Origin of the sequence: Pseudoalteromonas sp. H103, assembly GCF_001469205.1 — a bacterium.
In the GTDB taxonomy this organism is placed as follows: Bacteria; Pseudomonadota; Gammaproteobacteria; order Enterobacterales; family Alteromonadaceae; genus Pseudoalteromonas; species Pseudoalteromonas carrageenovora.
The window spans coordinates 26,528-42,722 of sequence record NZ_LOFG01000002.1 but is presented as its reverse complement, the minus strand read 5'-3'; the positions used below and the strand labels follow the sequence as shown (position 1 = coordinate 42,722).

Sequence of the window (16,195 nt, the reverse complement as noted above, 5' to 3'; positions counted from 1 at the left end):
GTATTTATAAGCCCTGCCAGTAATTGTAGGGCTTTATTATTTGTGAATTATATTGGTTGAAGTTATGCGTTATTTTGAGTTATTTGCAGTTCCCGTTGATTACAATATAGATTTAGCAACGATTAATAAGCACTACTTAGAGCTACAACGTACGGTGCATCCTGATCGCCACGCAAATGCAAGCGCCCGCGATAAGTTAATGGCTGTACAAAGTGCTGCTGAAATTAACGATGCGCTACAAACTTTAAAGCACCCAGTAAAACGTGCTGAGTATATGCTCAGTGAGTTAGGTGTTGATATTCGTGCAGAGCAGCAAACGCTTCAAGATCCTATGTTCTTAATGCAACAAATGGAGTTACGAGAAGAGCTTGAAGAGCTCTCATCTGCAAGCGACCCTGATACCGCGATTGCCAATTTTGAAAAGCAAATAAAACAGTTAAATGAGCAATACAGCGCACAATTGGCCGAGCAGCTGGCGAGTAACAATGAGCAGCAGTATCAACTTGCGGCAGATAATATTCGTAAACTAAAGTTTGTTTATAAATTACGTGACGAACTTGAGCGCATTGAAGACAGTTTATTCGACGATTAATTACTTGCTAAACAGCAAGCAACACGAGTTTAAAGAGTATTATGGCATTATTGCAAATTGCTGAGCCGGGGCAGAGCGCGGCACCACATGAGCACAAACTAGCAGTAGGTATTGACCTAGGTACCACTAACTCACTAGTGGCTACAGTACAAAGCGGTGAAGCCCGTACATTAACTGACGAGTTAGGCGCAGCGATGTTACCATCTGTTGTGCGTTATCAGGCTGGCGGTATTACAGTGGGTGCAGATGCAGTACAAGCTGCAACACAAGACCCCTCTAATACGCTTATTTCAGTTAAACGTTTTTTAGGTAAAACCCAAGCTGAAATTGAACAAAGTTATGGCCAGTTGCCTTATGACTTTTGCGAAGACAATGGCACTTTAGCGATTCAAACAGAGGCTGGAAAAATCAGCCCAGTTAAGGCGTCTAGCCATATTTTAGGGGCATTAAAAGCCCGCGCTGAAAAAAGCTTTGGTAACCAAGAAATTTTAGGTGCTGTTATTACAGTTCCTGCATACTTTGATGACGCTCAGCGCCAAAGTACTAAAGATGCGGCAGAACTTGCCGGTATTAACGTATTACGTTTATTAAATGAACCTACAGCAGCAGCGGTAGCTTACGGCTTAGATTCTGGTCAAGAAGGTATTATTGCTGTTTACGATTTAGGTGGCGGTACATTTGATATATCGATACTTCGTTTACACCAAGGTGTATTTGAAGTTATGGCCACTGGTGGTGACTCAAGCCTAGGTGGTGACGATTTTGATTCACTACTCGTTGACTACTTTAAGCAGCAAACAGGTGTATCGGTGTTATCTCCTTCGGTATTGCGTTTATTTATTAATAAAGCAAAGGCCTGTAAAGAAGCGCTTAGCCAGTACGCAAAAGTAAATGTAGTACTTGAGTTTGATGAGCAAAAATACACAGTAGAAGTAACGCGCGAAAAGTTTGATGAACTCGCAATACCTCTTGTGAAAAAAACGCTTCGTTCATGTCGTCGTGCTGTAAAAGATGCAGGCATTGAAAACGAAGAAGTACTGCAAGTTATTATGGTTGGCGGCTCTACACGTATGCCACTTGTACGCAGCCAAGTAGAAAGCTTTTTTGATAAAGAGCCTCTTACTTCAATTGATCCGGATCGGGTTGTTGCTCTTGGTGCTGCACTTCAAGCTGACGTATTAATTGGCAATAAGCCTGATTCTGACATGTTATTGCTTGATGTATTACCGTTATCGCTAGGTCTTGAAACGATGGGCGGCTTAGTTGAGAAAATTATTCCGCGAAATACCACAATTCCTGTAGCGCGTGCTCAAGAATTTACTACGTTTAAAGATGGCCAAACAGCCATGTCTTTACATGTACTGCAAGGTGAGCGTGAGCTCGTTGACGATTGCCGCTCGCTTGCTAAATTTAGCTTAAAAGGCATTCCACCAATGGCAGCCGGAGCTGCGCATATTCGGGTTACCTTTAAAGTAGACGCAGATGGCTTATTAAGTGTTTCGGCAATGGAAAAATCAACAGGTGTTCAAGCCGATATTCAAGTTAAGCCTTCATTTGGTTTATCTGACGACCAAGTAGCAAATATGCTAAAAGAGTCGATGAGTAATGCTAAAGACGACATGCAAGCGCGTATGCTTAAAGAGCAACAAGTAGAAGCACTGCGAGTTATTGAAGCACTAGAAGCGTCGCTTGCTGTAGATGCAAACTTATTAGATGATGTGCAATTAGCTAATCTAAAAGCCGAAATTGCAGAGCTTGCTAAAGTGCGCGAAAATGCACAGCAGCCAAGTGATATTAAAGCAGCGATTGAAAAAGTTGATAATGCGAGCAGTGAATTTGCATCACGCAGAATGGACGCATCAATTAAAAAGGCCCTTACAGGGCAGTCAGTAGACAACATTTAAGAGAGATTAGAATGCCACAAGTTATTTTTCTTCCACATCCGGAGTTGTGTCCTGACGGTGCAGCAATTGAAGCACCTGCTGGCCAAACGGTACTTGATGCAGCACTAAAAAATGGCATTAGTATTCCACATGCATGTGAAAAATCGTGTGCATGTACAACATGTCATTTAGTAATACGTGAAGGCTTTGACTCACTTGAAGAAAGTGATGAACTAGAAGACGACATGCTAGATAAAGCCTGGGGCTTAGAGTCTGAATCGCGCCTAGGTTGCCAAGCAATTATTAGAGATGAAGACTTAGTGGTTGAAATACCAAAGTACAATCTCAATATCGTTAATGAAGAGCACTAGTTTTTAATTAACGTCTAATCTATTAAAAGCCGCTGTTTGATACAGCGGCTTTTTTGTTTTTAAGAGGTGTGTGCACGTAGCAGCGACTTTACGTCGCGTTTTTAAAGCAAAGCTCGTAAGTTATTTTGTAGACACGAAGCTTGCTTGCGTTGTGTGTTTTAACTCTAGGTTATAAATATAGAAGCTGCGCTTATCACGTGAGCAACTCAACGACTACAGTATATTAAAACGCTTACACCAAACTTGTAGACGCACAGCTTGCTGGCGTGTCGAGCAAAGCTCGTAAGTTATTTTGTAGACACGAAGCTTGCTTGCGTTGTGTATTTTAACTCTAGGTTATAAATATAGAAGCTGCGTTTCTCACGTGAGCACGCTCAACGTCTACAGTATATTAAAACATTTACACCAAACTTGTAGACGCACAGCTTGCTGGTGTGACGAGCAAAGCTCGTATGTTATTTTGTAAACGTAAAAAAGTTAGCCTTGGCACTATGCCACGCATTAAAAGCTAACACCTTAAAACGTAATTTTGGAGGTTTATTTTGAGTAATCTAATTTTTTGTGACTCGTTTATTAATGGTGAATTTTATAGAACAAATCAGCGCTTTAGCGTTGAGGATCCTGCTACCGAAAAAAGTATTGTAGAAGTAAGTGATATAGACGAGCAGGGTGTAAATAACGCTATAACTGCCGCACAGGGCGCTTTTGTAAAGTTAAAGTCAACAAATGCTACCGAGCGTAGTGAAACGCTGATGCGCTGGTATGAACTAGTTATAAAGCACAAGCAAACACTTGCAGAGCTTATGACACAAGAGCAAGGTAAACCACTTAAAGAATCTCTTGGTGAAATAGACTACGGTGCAGGGTTTATTAAATGGTTTGCTGAAGAAGCAAAGCGTAGTTACGGTGATGTGATCCCACCTACCGACAATAACCACCGTTTAACCAGCTTTAAACAGCCTGTAGGTGTTGTTGCAGGCATTACGCCATGGAACTTTCCTGTTGCTATGGTGACTCGTAAAGTGGCCCCTGCTTATGCCGCAGGCTGTAGCTTTATATTAAAGCCTTCTGAACATACACCTCTTTGTGCCATCGCATTAGCATACCTTGCAGATCAAGCGGGCTTTGTAAAAGGTGCCTTTAACGTACTTGTATCACAAGATGCAAAAACAGTAGGCAAGATGCTTACTGACTCAGATGTTGTTCGCAAATTTACATTTACAGGCTCAACAGGGGTAGGTAAGCAATTACTTTCGCAATGTGCCGGTACAATTAAGCGTACATCTATGGAACTTGGCGGCAACGCACCGTTTATTATTTTTGACAATGCCGATATAGATGAAGCAATTGAAGGCCTCATGGCGGCTAAATTTAGAAACAGTGGGCAAGCGTGTGTTGCTGCAAATCGTATTTTTATACAGCGCGGAATTTTGGACGAAGTGCTTAATAAAATTACACCTAAAGTGGCAACACTTAAAGTGGCGAATGGCTTTGAAGACGATGTTGATATTGGCCCGCTGATTTACCCAAAAGCCAAAGATAAAGTACAACAGCTTGTTCAAGACGCACTTGATAAAGGTGCCAATTTAATTGGCGATAATAGTGATTTGGGCGGTAGTTTTCAAAATCCACTTATTGTTACTAACGTAACCACCGAGATGGATATTTATCACGAGGAAGTATTTGGCCCGGTATTAACGGTTATTCCTTTTGATGAGGAAAGCGAAGTGCTCGCATTAGCTAATGACGTGCCTTACGGGTTAGCAGCGTATTTTTATAGCCAAAACATTAAGCAAATTTATCGTGTAAGCGAAGGGCTTGAGTTTGGTATGGTAGGTGTTAATGAAGGGGTTATATCAAACCCTGTAGCACCGTTTGGCGGCGTTAAGCAATCAGGACTTGGTCGCGAAGGTGGGCATCAGGGGCTAAATGAATACCTTGAAGAAAAATACGTATGTATAAAAATATAGTGTTTTTAAAAGCGTAACTTAATTACGTTTAGGTTTATTTCATAAATATGTCAGAACGATGAACTTTCTTTTTTACGGTTGCTACATAAAGCGCTTAGTGCTACCTTTATGACCATATTTTTTGTTAAAAAATAACATTAAAATTGTAATAAAAAATGAAAGTATTTCTATAAGTAGAAATAACCCCGTGTGTAAATGCCACCGCAAGGTGGCATTTTTTTAGTTTTAAACTATTGGACTGTAACCAGGCAGGTTATTAAGATCTACTTCATCTAGTTGCTCTGGATTAGCAAATTCTATTATATATTTTTTATATACTTCTGATTCTATAAAAACTGCAAAAATGTCGGCATCAAGGTGGTTATTATTAACCATTACCCCCAGTATATTTAAGCATTCGCTTACCGGTTTTGCTTTTTTATAAGGTCGATCTACGGCAGATAGCGCTTCAAAAATGTCAGTTATTGCCATAAGCCTAGCGGGAACCGACATTTGATCTTTAGTAAGGCCTCTAGGGTAACCTGTACCGTCTAGTTTTTCATGATGTCCAAGCGCATACTCTTTAACATTACTCAAATGCTTAGGAAACGGTAGGGCATCTAAAATATTCTTAGTTACATCCATATGACGCTTCATAATATCACGCTCACCTTGAGTTAATGTGCCTCTGCGTATGGATAGGTTTTCTACTTCATCATCATTAAGTAATGGCATTGTTTTACCATTAATTTCTAATGTGTATTTATTAGCAATTCTTTGAATTTCGTTAAGCTCATTACCACCTAAAAATTCACCACCTACATTAATACGCTTTAATAGCGCTCTATCTAAAGATAGCTGCTTGAGTTCTGTATCAAGTAGGCGTTCTAGCTGTTTTACTTCAATAGGTTTATTTTGCTTAAGTGCAGAGATAATTTCTTGCTGGTAAGAAATGTTTAAATCTCGCTTAATAACTTCAAACTTTGCATCTATATATTTTATACGATCAAATATGGTTTCAAGCTTTGTCGATTTTTCCATAATGTGATCAGGTGTAGCGATTTTACCACAGTCGTGAAGCCAACCAGCTACATCAAGTTCATGCCTATCGGCCTCAGACATAGTAAATGATGCCAAAGGCCCTTTATTGCTATCGTGTACAGCATCGGCAAGCATTAAAGTGAGCGCTGGTACCCTTTTACAATGGCCGCCAGTGTGTGGTGATTTTTCATCAATTGCCATTGCAATTGTTTCTGCAAAGGTGGTGAATAACTCTTCCATTCCTTTAATAAGCGTAGAGTTAGTTAATGAAATTGCACCTAATGATGCAAAAGATCGCGTGAGTGTGACAAGCTCTTCGCTAAAGGGAATAATTTCGTCGTTTTCACCTTTAACATTTATAAGCTGTATAACACCGATAATGTCATCAACATGATCTTTTAAAGGGATCGTTAACATAGACTTAGTGCGATAGCCTGTTAGCGAATCCATATTACGAGCTGCGCTCATATCAAAAGGAAGCGCAGCATAAACATCAGGAATATTTATATACTTACCTGAGTTGACAGCATGCGCTACGATTGCAGTTTCGTTTTCTTTACCGTTTATAAAAAGGTCTATATTAGGAAAATCGATCGGGCTATCTTCATCGCCTCTTAGGTGCAAGCCTAGTGTTTTGTTAATTACCGTTTCAAACTTAAGCTGTTTATTGTCAGTTATAGAGTAAATGCTGCCAGCATCAGCGTTAGCAACAGACATCAGTACTTGCAAAATTTCGTTAAGTAATTTACTTGAATCTTTCTCTGTCGTTAACCTAATGCTTATATCAACTAGGTGGCGCAGATTTGTTTTATCTTTTATGTGTTGTGGCATATTTATATTACTTTGTTTGATGTCTGAAGGCGCCATTCCAGTCCTTTGATAATGTTTTCAAATTGGTTTCGTTAATTCGCTTAATAAAAATGGTGTAAATATGAGAACTAAATACTGATGTGCTCTCAAGCTCAGTAAGTAGTGAAAGTGATTGCTGCCAATTTTTATTATAATAATGTGTCATAGCCACTTCAGACTTACTTAGCTCGGCTAGTTGGGTGGTATTTAAACTATCTGTAAAGTCGATAGGCTCAAATAACTCTGTAGCTGTGGTTTTTCCTACAACTTGCACTTTATCAATTAATCTAAAGGAAATATGTGGGCACGCTCTCATTGTTTCTTTAGTAACCAGAATAGCTACCTCATAAAACTTGGTCAAGCTTTCTACTCGCGAACCTAAATTTACAGCATCACCTAACACAGTATAAGCTTTACGGTATTTAGACCCCATATCTCCAACATTCATATCTGCGGTATTTAAACCAATGCCAATGTTTATGGCGGGTAGATTTTTTTCTAAAAATGTTTGGTTAATTGAGCTTAAGCCTTTTAGCATTGCCATAGCCGCTTCTACGCCATGCTTTGCATGGTCATCGTCTTGTAGGGGGGCATTCCAAAAAGCCATTATCATATCGCCAACATACTTATCTATTGTGCCACTGTGTTTAAAAATAATTTCGGTCGTCGCCGATAGATATTCATTTAAGTATTCACTTAATTGGTGAGCAGACATGTTTTCAGATAATGAGGTAAAACCACGAATATCTGCAAATAATACAGTCATGTTTCTTTTAACACTTTGCTGAGGAAGATCGCTAGATTGGTTAATAAGCTGATTAATATGATCTGGAGGAACGTATTGATCAAACATAGACTTTATTTTACGGCTGTGTTTCATTTCTGCTATTGAACCGACAAAAATATAGTAGCCAGATAAAAGTGTGATCAGTAAAAGAGGCATAAACAGTGGCAAACTAATTTTCTCTATTGCCCAAAAGTAAAAGTTAAACAAGATGGCTAGAACTGCTATGCCTAATGTAACGACCACTATGCGTCTTGCGCTCTTTTGGTAACTTAAAATAGTTAATAGACCACCTATAACTACGATCATAAATAACGTTGCGCCAGATGACCAACTAGGCTGTGCGGGAAGCAGCTCAGGATGAATTAGCCCTCGAAATATATTGGCATGCACTTCAACCCCCGGATACTGTAACCCTACAGGCGTAGCCCTTAAATCAGCTAAGCCAATGGCTGATGTACCAATGAAAACAACTGAGCCCTCCAGCTCACTTTTCCCAATCTTATTTTTTAGGATATCGGTTGCTGAATAATACGTAAAACTACCTGCCGGGCCTTTGTATGGAATAAGTATTTTTCCGTATTCATCAGTTTGAATCCATTGATCATTGAACTTAATACCATCAAATAATGTAATGTTATTTAAAATATGAGAGCGCGTCTGTATTTTATCAGCAAGCGTATAAAGCCTGGCTGCTTCAAGAGCTAAAGAGGGGTAAAGTGTATTACCTACTTTGTGCACAAGGGATGCTTTTCGAATAAAACCATCATTCTCACTATGTGCATTAATAAAACCATTGCCAGAGGCTTTGTTTTGTAAAGTTGGTATATTAACAGCGGCGCCTGAGAACTCGATAAACTGTGAGTTGTTTTGATCATCAAGCATCCAATCAACACTACTGCTAGGTAGTGGGTTAATTTGCTGATGAGTCTCGTTATTTAACAAAAAACCGAGTACGGTGTCGTTATTGGACAGTACATTGGCAAACTTGGAATCAGCATCAATTTTTTTCTTAACCTCGTTAATTGTTAATTTGTTGCTGTTTATAAAGTTAGGGAACTCAGACTCTATTTGGCTAACAGGGTTTATTTCAGGTTCAGAAAAAAATATATCAAAAGCAATAACTATAACGCCTGCTTCAGTTAGTTTACTAACTAGCTCGGCCATTTTTGAGCGGCTCCAAGGAAAGCGACCTTGCTCTGCCATGCTTTTATCATCTATATCAATAATAACCACCGATTCATCAAATTGCTGCGGGGTGGCAGGGAGAGTTAAAACTAATCTTGAGTCGTAAAGTATGCCTTCTACTCTATTTAGTAATTGAGCAATAGCTCCAGTAGAAAAAAGCTCAATACCAGCAACTAAAAGCGTAATGGTTACGCCAATAAAAAAATGTCTATAAATTTTTGGAATAAGGGAGCTATTAATTGGTGCTAATCCTTAACTGGGGCAAATTTGAAAACTCGACCTTCACGAGCGCACTCGATTGATAAGCTCTTATAGTTAGCTTGTAAGTACTGTTCTATTTCTAATAATTCGGTATCAGAACGCGCGGGGTCGTGACTAATTACAGCTATATTTTTAACGTCAGCTTTTACTGCAAGTTCAGCAACTTGGTTTATTGTGCTGTGCCCCCAACCATGCTTTATTGGCATGTCATCGTTAGTAAACTGGGCATCATGTATTAATAAGTCAGCACCTTTTATAAACTGTGCCCACTCATTAACACTTGTTTTAACTTGCCCTGGAGGGTTGAGTTCATTATCGGTAACGTAAGCTATTTTTACTCCATTTGCATTTACGCAATATGCAGTACCGCCGCCAGGGTGGTTTAGTGGTGCTGTGGTTACAAAAAAATCGTTAACTGTGAAGCTTTTTTGTGAAGAGCGCTGTGTATTCAGCGTAATATTTGCAGGCAAATCTTGATGCTTAACTGGAAAGTAAGAACCTTCCATTTGTTTTAAAATTGCATTTTTACTAGCTGCGTCGTCAACATCACCTACTGTAATAGTAATTTTACGATCCGCTTGATAAATAGGCTTAAAAAAGGGAAAGCCTTGAATGTGATCCCAATGATTGTGCGTTAGTAGAATATTTATAGGGTTTGTATTTTTTAATAAACGCTCACCTAGCTCTACAATGCCGGTACCTGAGTCTAAAACTAAACTTTGCCCATTACTTTGCTCTACATACACACAAGAAGTATTTCCACCAAACATATGTGTTTTTTTGCCGGGCGAGGGCATAGACCCTCTAACTCCAAAAAATTCAACTCTCATATTTAAGGCTTAACTCCATCTGCGTAGAAATCAAACTTAGACACACTTACATCGTTAGATGTGCCGTCCAAACACGTACTGTTAAGCACAACTTGAGCATCAGTTTGTAAAAGCATAGATGTAAATTGATGGGTGCTATCACATTGTTCAGCTTGATAATAACCAAGGGCATTTGGGCCAAATAAAGTGTCTAGTGTGCCGTCAGCTAAAATACGTGCAATCATGCCTTTTGATTCACTCATACCAGATAGAACTATATTGCCTGAAGTATCTAACGCTGCGTCGGTAACTTTAGTATTAAAGCTTGGTGCTAATTGGTATTGGCCCACACCACTCGCGGCAAAGCTTGAATCTTCGTTACCCTCAGGAGTTAATTTTATAATAACTGCTTGATTAGGCGTTGTGCCCTCGTTTGCAATTAAGTAAAGGTTTCCTGCGCTATCGGCCAATACTTTTGTAGCGCTATCAGTTATATCTGCAGTGATACGGGTGTCAGTATAAGTAAATATTTCATTAGCATCATCGTCTATTTTTAGCATTATTAATTGTGAATCACTCCCTGATACTTGTTTGCCCGCTATAAATATTTCTTTATTTATATCTATATAGAGTGTTTCAAAAAACTCATCTATATTGCCGTAATAAGCCCCGCTTGTGCCAAAGCTATTCTCTAATGTGCCATTACTTTTTAACATGGTCGCAAATGAGCGGGTAACACTTGATGCATTAGTCGAAGTGCCCACAGCAACAATATAGCCACCGCTATCTATAGCTACATCAACAAAGTTTATATCGGTATTTAAAATATCTACCGTAGTATAAATCCCCTCTGTAGCAAAGCTGTCATCTAAGTAACCATCTTGGTCTACTTTTGCTATAAAGCCTTCTTCAGTTAAACCATTTATTTGCGTACCAGCAATGATGATACTGCCATCACTAAGCTCTTTTAATGTAACGGCTTTAAACGCCACATTTATGTTGAGTGCTTTAATCCCATCAATGCTAAAGCTTGTATCAATAATTCCAGTGCTCGTATAACGGGTTAAAACCAGCTTATTAGTAGTATTAAATTGTGCAACAGAGGCACTTAAATATTTATTAGCTTGAGCACCATTTTTGAGTTGCAGCATGTTCATTGATAAATCATCTGAACTCACAGTCAAATTATTCAAGCTCGTATAGCCATTTGTTGAAAAGTTAGTAAACAGGCTTGCATTACTGGTTACTGAAGTTATAAAAGGTTCATTAGTTGAGTCGTTAAATTTACCAGAGAGCCATACGCTATCATTTTCATCAATAGTAATAGCGTTAGCTGATTGATTGCTAATTACGTTTGAAATTATATTAATGCCCGAAGCACCATAACTCGTATCAAGCTCTCCGTTACTCACTGATACGCGCGCAGTAAACAACTGCTCTTTTTGAGCTGTATCACTGCCATCAACTCCTGTAGTGCCCGAAAGAATTATTTGATTACTCATAGAAGCATATTTTACGCCGGTAATTATTGCACCGCCATCATCTTTACCTGAGTTTCCATCGATATTATATATAGTAATTTCTTCGTCAATATCATCATCGTCAATATCGCCCGATCGGTTGAACGAAATCATAGCGGCTTCTTTTTCACCTGATGAACGAGTAATATAACCCCCTAAATAAGCAGTGAAATTAACTGCGTCTATGCCGCCAATAGCAAGTAGCTCATCGTCACCTTCTTCATCAGATAAGTCTAATATAAGCGCATCGCCAGAGTTAAAACTTCCGCTATTGTTGCCATCAGGAATAAGGTATCTAACTGTTGCATCTAAATCGTTTTCCTCTCCTATTACGCTACCTACAACCAAAAGTTCAGAGTTACCAAAGTTTCTAATAGCATGCGACACGTCATCACGGTTATTACCGCTTACATCAACAATACCAGGGCTGCCCGCTTCAAAATCGAGGGTTGATACATCGTATTTAAGAAATAAACTGTCTTTATCTAGGCCGTTTACTGAATAGCCTACGCCTTGCACTTTGTTATCTGTGAATTCAAGGTCGTGTATTACAGATTCACTCGCAAGCGTTGTACATTTAGTACCTGAGTTGCCGTCACCTGAATTTGTACTAACAATACCTGTCGCACTCATTTTTAATAGACACGCTTCGGTTTCCGTTCCATTAAAGCTTGTGTAGCCAATAAATAGCTCACCATTACCAGAGATGATAGCAGAGCCTTTTTCATCTTCACCTAGGTCAATGGCTTTAAAACCGGTGCCATTAAATGCAGTGTTTACATCGCCGGTATTTGTGTAAGAGGTAACAATAATATCTGCGTCTTCATTGTTATTGTAACCGACAAAATAAAGGTTGGTATTAAGCTCAATACTGTCGTTAAATTCACCATCAGAAAAAACACGAGAAAGGTCTATTTGTCCACTAAGAGGGCGTCCAAATGTATCATCTTCCACTGGAATTAGCGGATCGACGTCATCAATAACATTTACAGTAACAGTGATTGTTGTAGTTTCATTTGGCGAACCATCATCTGTAATATCAATATTTACAGAGTGTTGTGTAGCGGTTTCATAATTGAAAGGGCGTGTACCATTTACGCTTAATAAGCCACTGGTGCTGTTTATATTAAATAGCCCTGTTTCACTACCACTTAAGCTAAAACTAAGAGTGTTATTTTCAATGTCGGACGCAGCAATAGTACCAATTGTTTCATCGTCAATTGCATTTTCTCCAATTGAAAATGTTTGGTTTATCGCAATGGGTGCATCATTCACAGGCGTTACTGTGATAGTCAATATGCCTGCTGCTGACTCTGTACCATCAGTGATAGTGTAATTAATTATAGCTTGGCCGTTAAAGTTTGCCTCTGGAGTATAAGCTAAGTTACTACCCGCGACAGACACTGAGCCTGTATTTGCAGCTGCGGTACTAATAGATAATGAATCATTGTCTTCATCGGTATCGTTACTTAATACGTTAACATTTGTTGTTACGGAATCTTCTATAATGGTTGCAGTATCAGGATTAGCAACGGGTACATCGTTCACAGGCGTTACTGTGATAGTCAATATGCCTGCTGCTGACTCTGTCCCATCGGTGATAGTGTAATTAACGATGACTTGACCGTTGTAGTTTGCATCTGGGGTGTAAGCGATATTATTTCCCACAACAGACACCGAGCCTGTATTTGCAGTTGCGGCACTAATTGATAAAGCATCATTGTCTTCATTGTCTTCATTGGTATCATTGATCAAAACGTTTATATTAGTCGTAGAGGCATCTTCTAAAATGGTTGCAGTATCAGGATTAGCAACGGGTGCATCGTTCACAGGCGTTACAGTGATAGTTAATATGCCTGCAGCTGACTCTGTCCCATCGGTGATAGTGTAATTAACGATGACTTGACCGTTGAAGTTTGCATCTGGGGTGTAGGCTAAGTTGCTACCGGCGACAGCTACCGATCCCGACGTTGTACTTGCTGAGCTAATAGAAAGCGTATCATTGTCTATATCTGTATCATTGCTCAAAACGTTTATATTAGTCGTAGAGGCATCTTCTAAAATGGTTGCAGTATCAGGATTAGCAACGGGTGCGTCATTAACGGGTGTAATTGTAACTGTTAATGTACCAGTAGTACTCGCTATGCCATCTGTTAAACTATAAGTAATTGTTGCGGTGCCATTTTCATCAGCGCTAGGCGTATATTGAATTAGGTTGTTTTGGATTGCTGCATTACCAATATCACTCACAACTGAGCTAATATTTAAGCTGTCACCATCTATATCTGTATCGTTGCTTAGCACATTTATTAGCGTTCCCTGGGCATCTTCAGCAATTGTAATACTATCTGGATTGGCCACTGGTGCATCGTTAGTTGGGGATATAGTTATTTGTAAATTGGCACTCGCACTAGCTCCGTTACCATCTGATATTGTATAAGAAACAATTGCTACTCCGTTACTGTTAGGCGTTGGCGTATATTCTATTTTATTTTCAACAATAGAAGCCATGCCTAGTTCAGTAACAACACGTGTAATTGTTAAGTTATCATCATCTACATCGCTATCGTTAGCGAGTACATCAATTAATATAGGTGATGCATCTTCTATCATTGAGGCGCTATCTGAAGTGGCTATAGGCGCGTCATTTATAGGTATAATTGTAAGTCTTACAGTTGCAGTACTTGATTGCGGCGCATCATCTGCAATGCCATCAGAAATTGTATAGCTTAGAGTGACTTCACCAAAGAAATTAGGCTCGGGTGTATATTCAATACTATTATTTACAATCTGCGCTGTGCCAACAGTATTTGTAATGTTTATAAGTGTGATTGTATCGCCATTAGCATCAGTATCATTCTCTAACACATTTAATATTATGCTAGGGCTGTCTTCAGCTAACGTATACTGATCATCATTAGCTTTTGCTGGAGAGTTTGAGCCTGTTTTAGTGAGTACCACTTGTGCGGTGGCTGCTAAGCCTTGCTCATTAGTAACTGAATAAGTAAAACTATCTACATCCAATGCATCTAAATTTGGCTCATAAGTAAATGAGCCATCATTACTCAACGTTAGCGTACCACTTTGCACATTTACAACTGGGGTCGTGTTAATAGTTAGTCCGCCAGACTCTATATTTACATCATTTTTCAGTAAGCCATTTTCAGCAGTAATACTGAGAGTTTGATTATATTGAAATTGATACTCGTCATTCTGCGCAATCGGGTTATCTGGTGTGCTATTAATTGTAAGTGTTGCTGTTGCCGTTGCCGTGGCGCCTAATGTATCAATTACTTGGTATTGAAATTCATCAATTCCATAATAATTAGGATCAGGGATGTATGAAAAACTCCCATCTGTGGCTAAAAATAATTGGCCATGAGCGGGTGAAACTAAATAAGTATCATCAATAATAAAGGTGTCGTTATTAGGATCCGTATCGTTCGCTAGTAACCCTAGCGCAGCCTCAACAACAAGTGTGTTGTCTTCATTAACACTATAGCTATCGTTAGACGCAGATGGCGGACTATTTTGATCTAAAGGATTGATTGTTACATCTGCAACTGCCTGAGCACCTTGATCATCAAAAATACGGTATTGAAAACTATCAGTGCCTTGCATGTTGGCGCTTCCTGTATATTCAAAGCTACCATCTGTATTGAGTGTTAAGTTACCTTTAAGAGGAGAGGTTACAGGTGTTGTATCAACGGTAAGTGTATCAAGATCGATGTCGCTATCATTGGCTAATAAACCAGGAGCTGTGACAAATAAAGTACCGTCGGCGTTTATGTTATAGGTGTTATCAAGTGCACTTGGTACATCATTTACAGCATTTATAGTTATTTCTACAATACCTGTATCTGTCATACCAAGCTCGTTAATTACAAGGTAACTAAAAGCATCAATACCATTAAAATTAGCGCGTGGAGTGTAAGTAAATTCGCCGCTTGAATTTATTATAACACTGCCATGTTGTGGGCTGACTAATGCAGTAGTATTTACTGTAAGATCGCCTTGGTATTCATCTGTATCATTAGTTAATACATTATTTAGCAGCGCTTGGTCTTCATTAACTTCAAATTGATCGTTAAATGCTTTTGGAGCAAAGTTTAAGGTACCACCTAAAGGAGCGATATTTATTACTTCAGCAAAGCCACTTTCGCCACTTCCATCAATTCCGGTGATTAAAATTTGATAGCTTTTATCAGTTAAAGTATCGCTAATACTAAATGTTGTTCCAGATAAACCTAAAAATTGTTGGCCGTTTTCTAAATCATTTATATTGGTTGTTGTAACGCCGGCTTCAGTCGCTAAGTAAATGTTATAACGGTTTAAGTTTTCATTTGCCTGCCATGAGAGGTTTATACTTTGTTCATCTCGCTGTGCAGTAGTACCTTCAATTTTATAAGGTTGCCAACTTACAGTAATAGCATCGGCCAGTACTTGGTTATTAAGGCTATCAGTGATCCATATTTCTAGGCGTAAATCGCCTGCATCAATGCCATAAAAATAAGGACTAAGTCCTATTACTGATTGCTCAAGATTAGTACCACACTCTTGCGTACATATAGGCAAGCTTTTATTAACGCTTGGAAGCACTAAATTTACTGCGTTTATACCATCAGGGTCCGATACGCCAAGTAAAAAGGTAATATTACCTTGTATTACTTCATTTATTTGAGAAAGGGTAATAGTAGCCTGAGAATTAGCTACGTTTGAACCTACAACACCTCTATTTGTAGAAACAGCACCAGAAACCAGCACTTTAGTTGTGATAGTTTCACCAGTAACACCCGTTAGGTTAATTGTGTTAGTTGAGGGGGGGGGGGACTCTTGACCCTCAGGTGTTGGTACAGATTCTTGTTGAGCTGCCTCTTCAGAGGAGCCGCCACAAGCACTTAGCAAAAAAACCATTAAACCGAGCAAAAAAGGGTTTTTTGCTGTCATT

General features: G+C 39.1%; 8 protein-coding genes. 4 read left to right on the top strand and 4 right to left on the bottom strand.

The window, feature by feature from the left end; all coding sequences use genetic code 11:
• The first annotated feature begins 64 nt into the window (after positions 1 to 64).
• The 4 genes from hscB to ATS74_RS03430 all read left to right on the top strand — a co-directional run bounded on the left by hscB (position 65) and on the right by ATS74_RS03430 (position 4,816).
• A complete protein-coding gene (gene hscB / locus ATS74_RS03445; RefSeq protein WP_058547559.1) occupies positions 65 to 592 on the top strand; it encodes a co-chaperone HscB in 528 nt (175 codons plus the stop codon).
• Between the two features lie 41 nt (positions 593 to 633).
• Positions 634 to 2,496 carry a Fe-S protein assembly chaperone HscA gene (gene hscA / locus ATS74_RS03440; RefSeq protein WP_058547558.1) on the top strand — a complete coding sequence of 621 codons (1,863 nt, stop codon included), beginning with the start codon at positions 634 to 636 and terminating at the stop codon, positions 2,494 to 2,496.
• Between the two features lie 11 nt (positions 2,497 to 2,507).
• Complete coding sequence (gene fdx, locus ATS74_RS03435) at positions 2,508 to 2,846, top strand: ISC system 2Fe-2S type ferredoxin (protein ID WP_058547557.1); 339 nt, start codon at positions 2,508 to 2,510, stop codon at positions 2,844 to 2,846.
• 542 nt (positions 2,847 to 3,388) lie between these two features.
• A complete protein-coding gene (locus tag ATS74_RS03430; RefSeq protein WP_058547556.1) occupies positions 3,389 to 4,816 on the top strand; it encodes an NAD-dependent succinate-semialdehyde dehydrogenase in 1,428 nt (475 codons plus the stop codon).
• A gap of 225 nt (positions 4,817 to 5,041) precedes the next feature.
• Here ATS74_RS03430 and ATS74_RS03425 read toward each other — a convergent pair whose 3' ends face one another.
• Genes ATS74_RS03425 through ATS74_RS03410 form a run of 4 tightly spaced genes read right to left on the bottom strand, consistent with a single transcriptional unit; the run spans position 5,042 to position 16,194 of the window.
• The gene (locus tag ATS74_RS03425) at positions 5,042 to 6,703 is read right to left on the bottom strand and encodes an HD-GYP domain-containing protein (protein WP_058547555.1); all 1,662 of its coding nucleotides are present in this window, start codon (positions 6,701 to 6,703) and stop codon (positions 5,042 to 5,044) included.
• Positions 6,675 to 8,843: a CHASE2 domain-containing protein gene (locus tag ATS74_RS03420; RefSeq protein ID WP_235591990.1), complete on the bottom strand. Its 2,169-nt coding sequence runs from the start codon at positions 8,841 to 8,843 to the stop codon at positions 6,675 to 6,677. Before ATS74_RS03420 ends, ATS74_RS03425 begins: the two co-directional genes overlap by 29 nt.
• A 59-nt stretch (positions 8,844 to 8,902) precedes the next feature.
• Entirely contained in the window at positions 8,903 to 9,748 is an 846-nt protein-coding gene (locus ATS74_RS03415) for an MBL fold metallo-hydrolase (RefSeq protein WP_173827029.1), read from the bottom strand.
• Between the two features lie 2 nt (positions 9,749 to 9,750).
• A complete protein-coding gene (locus tag ATS74_RS03410) occupies positions 9,751 to 16,194 on the bottom strand; it encodes a beta strand repeat-containing protein (protein WP_058547554.1) in 6,444 nt (2,147 codons plus the stop codon).
• Position 16,195: the final 1 nt, after the last annotated feature.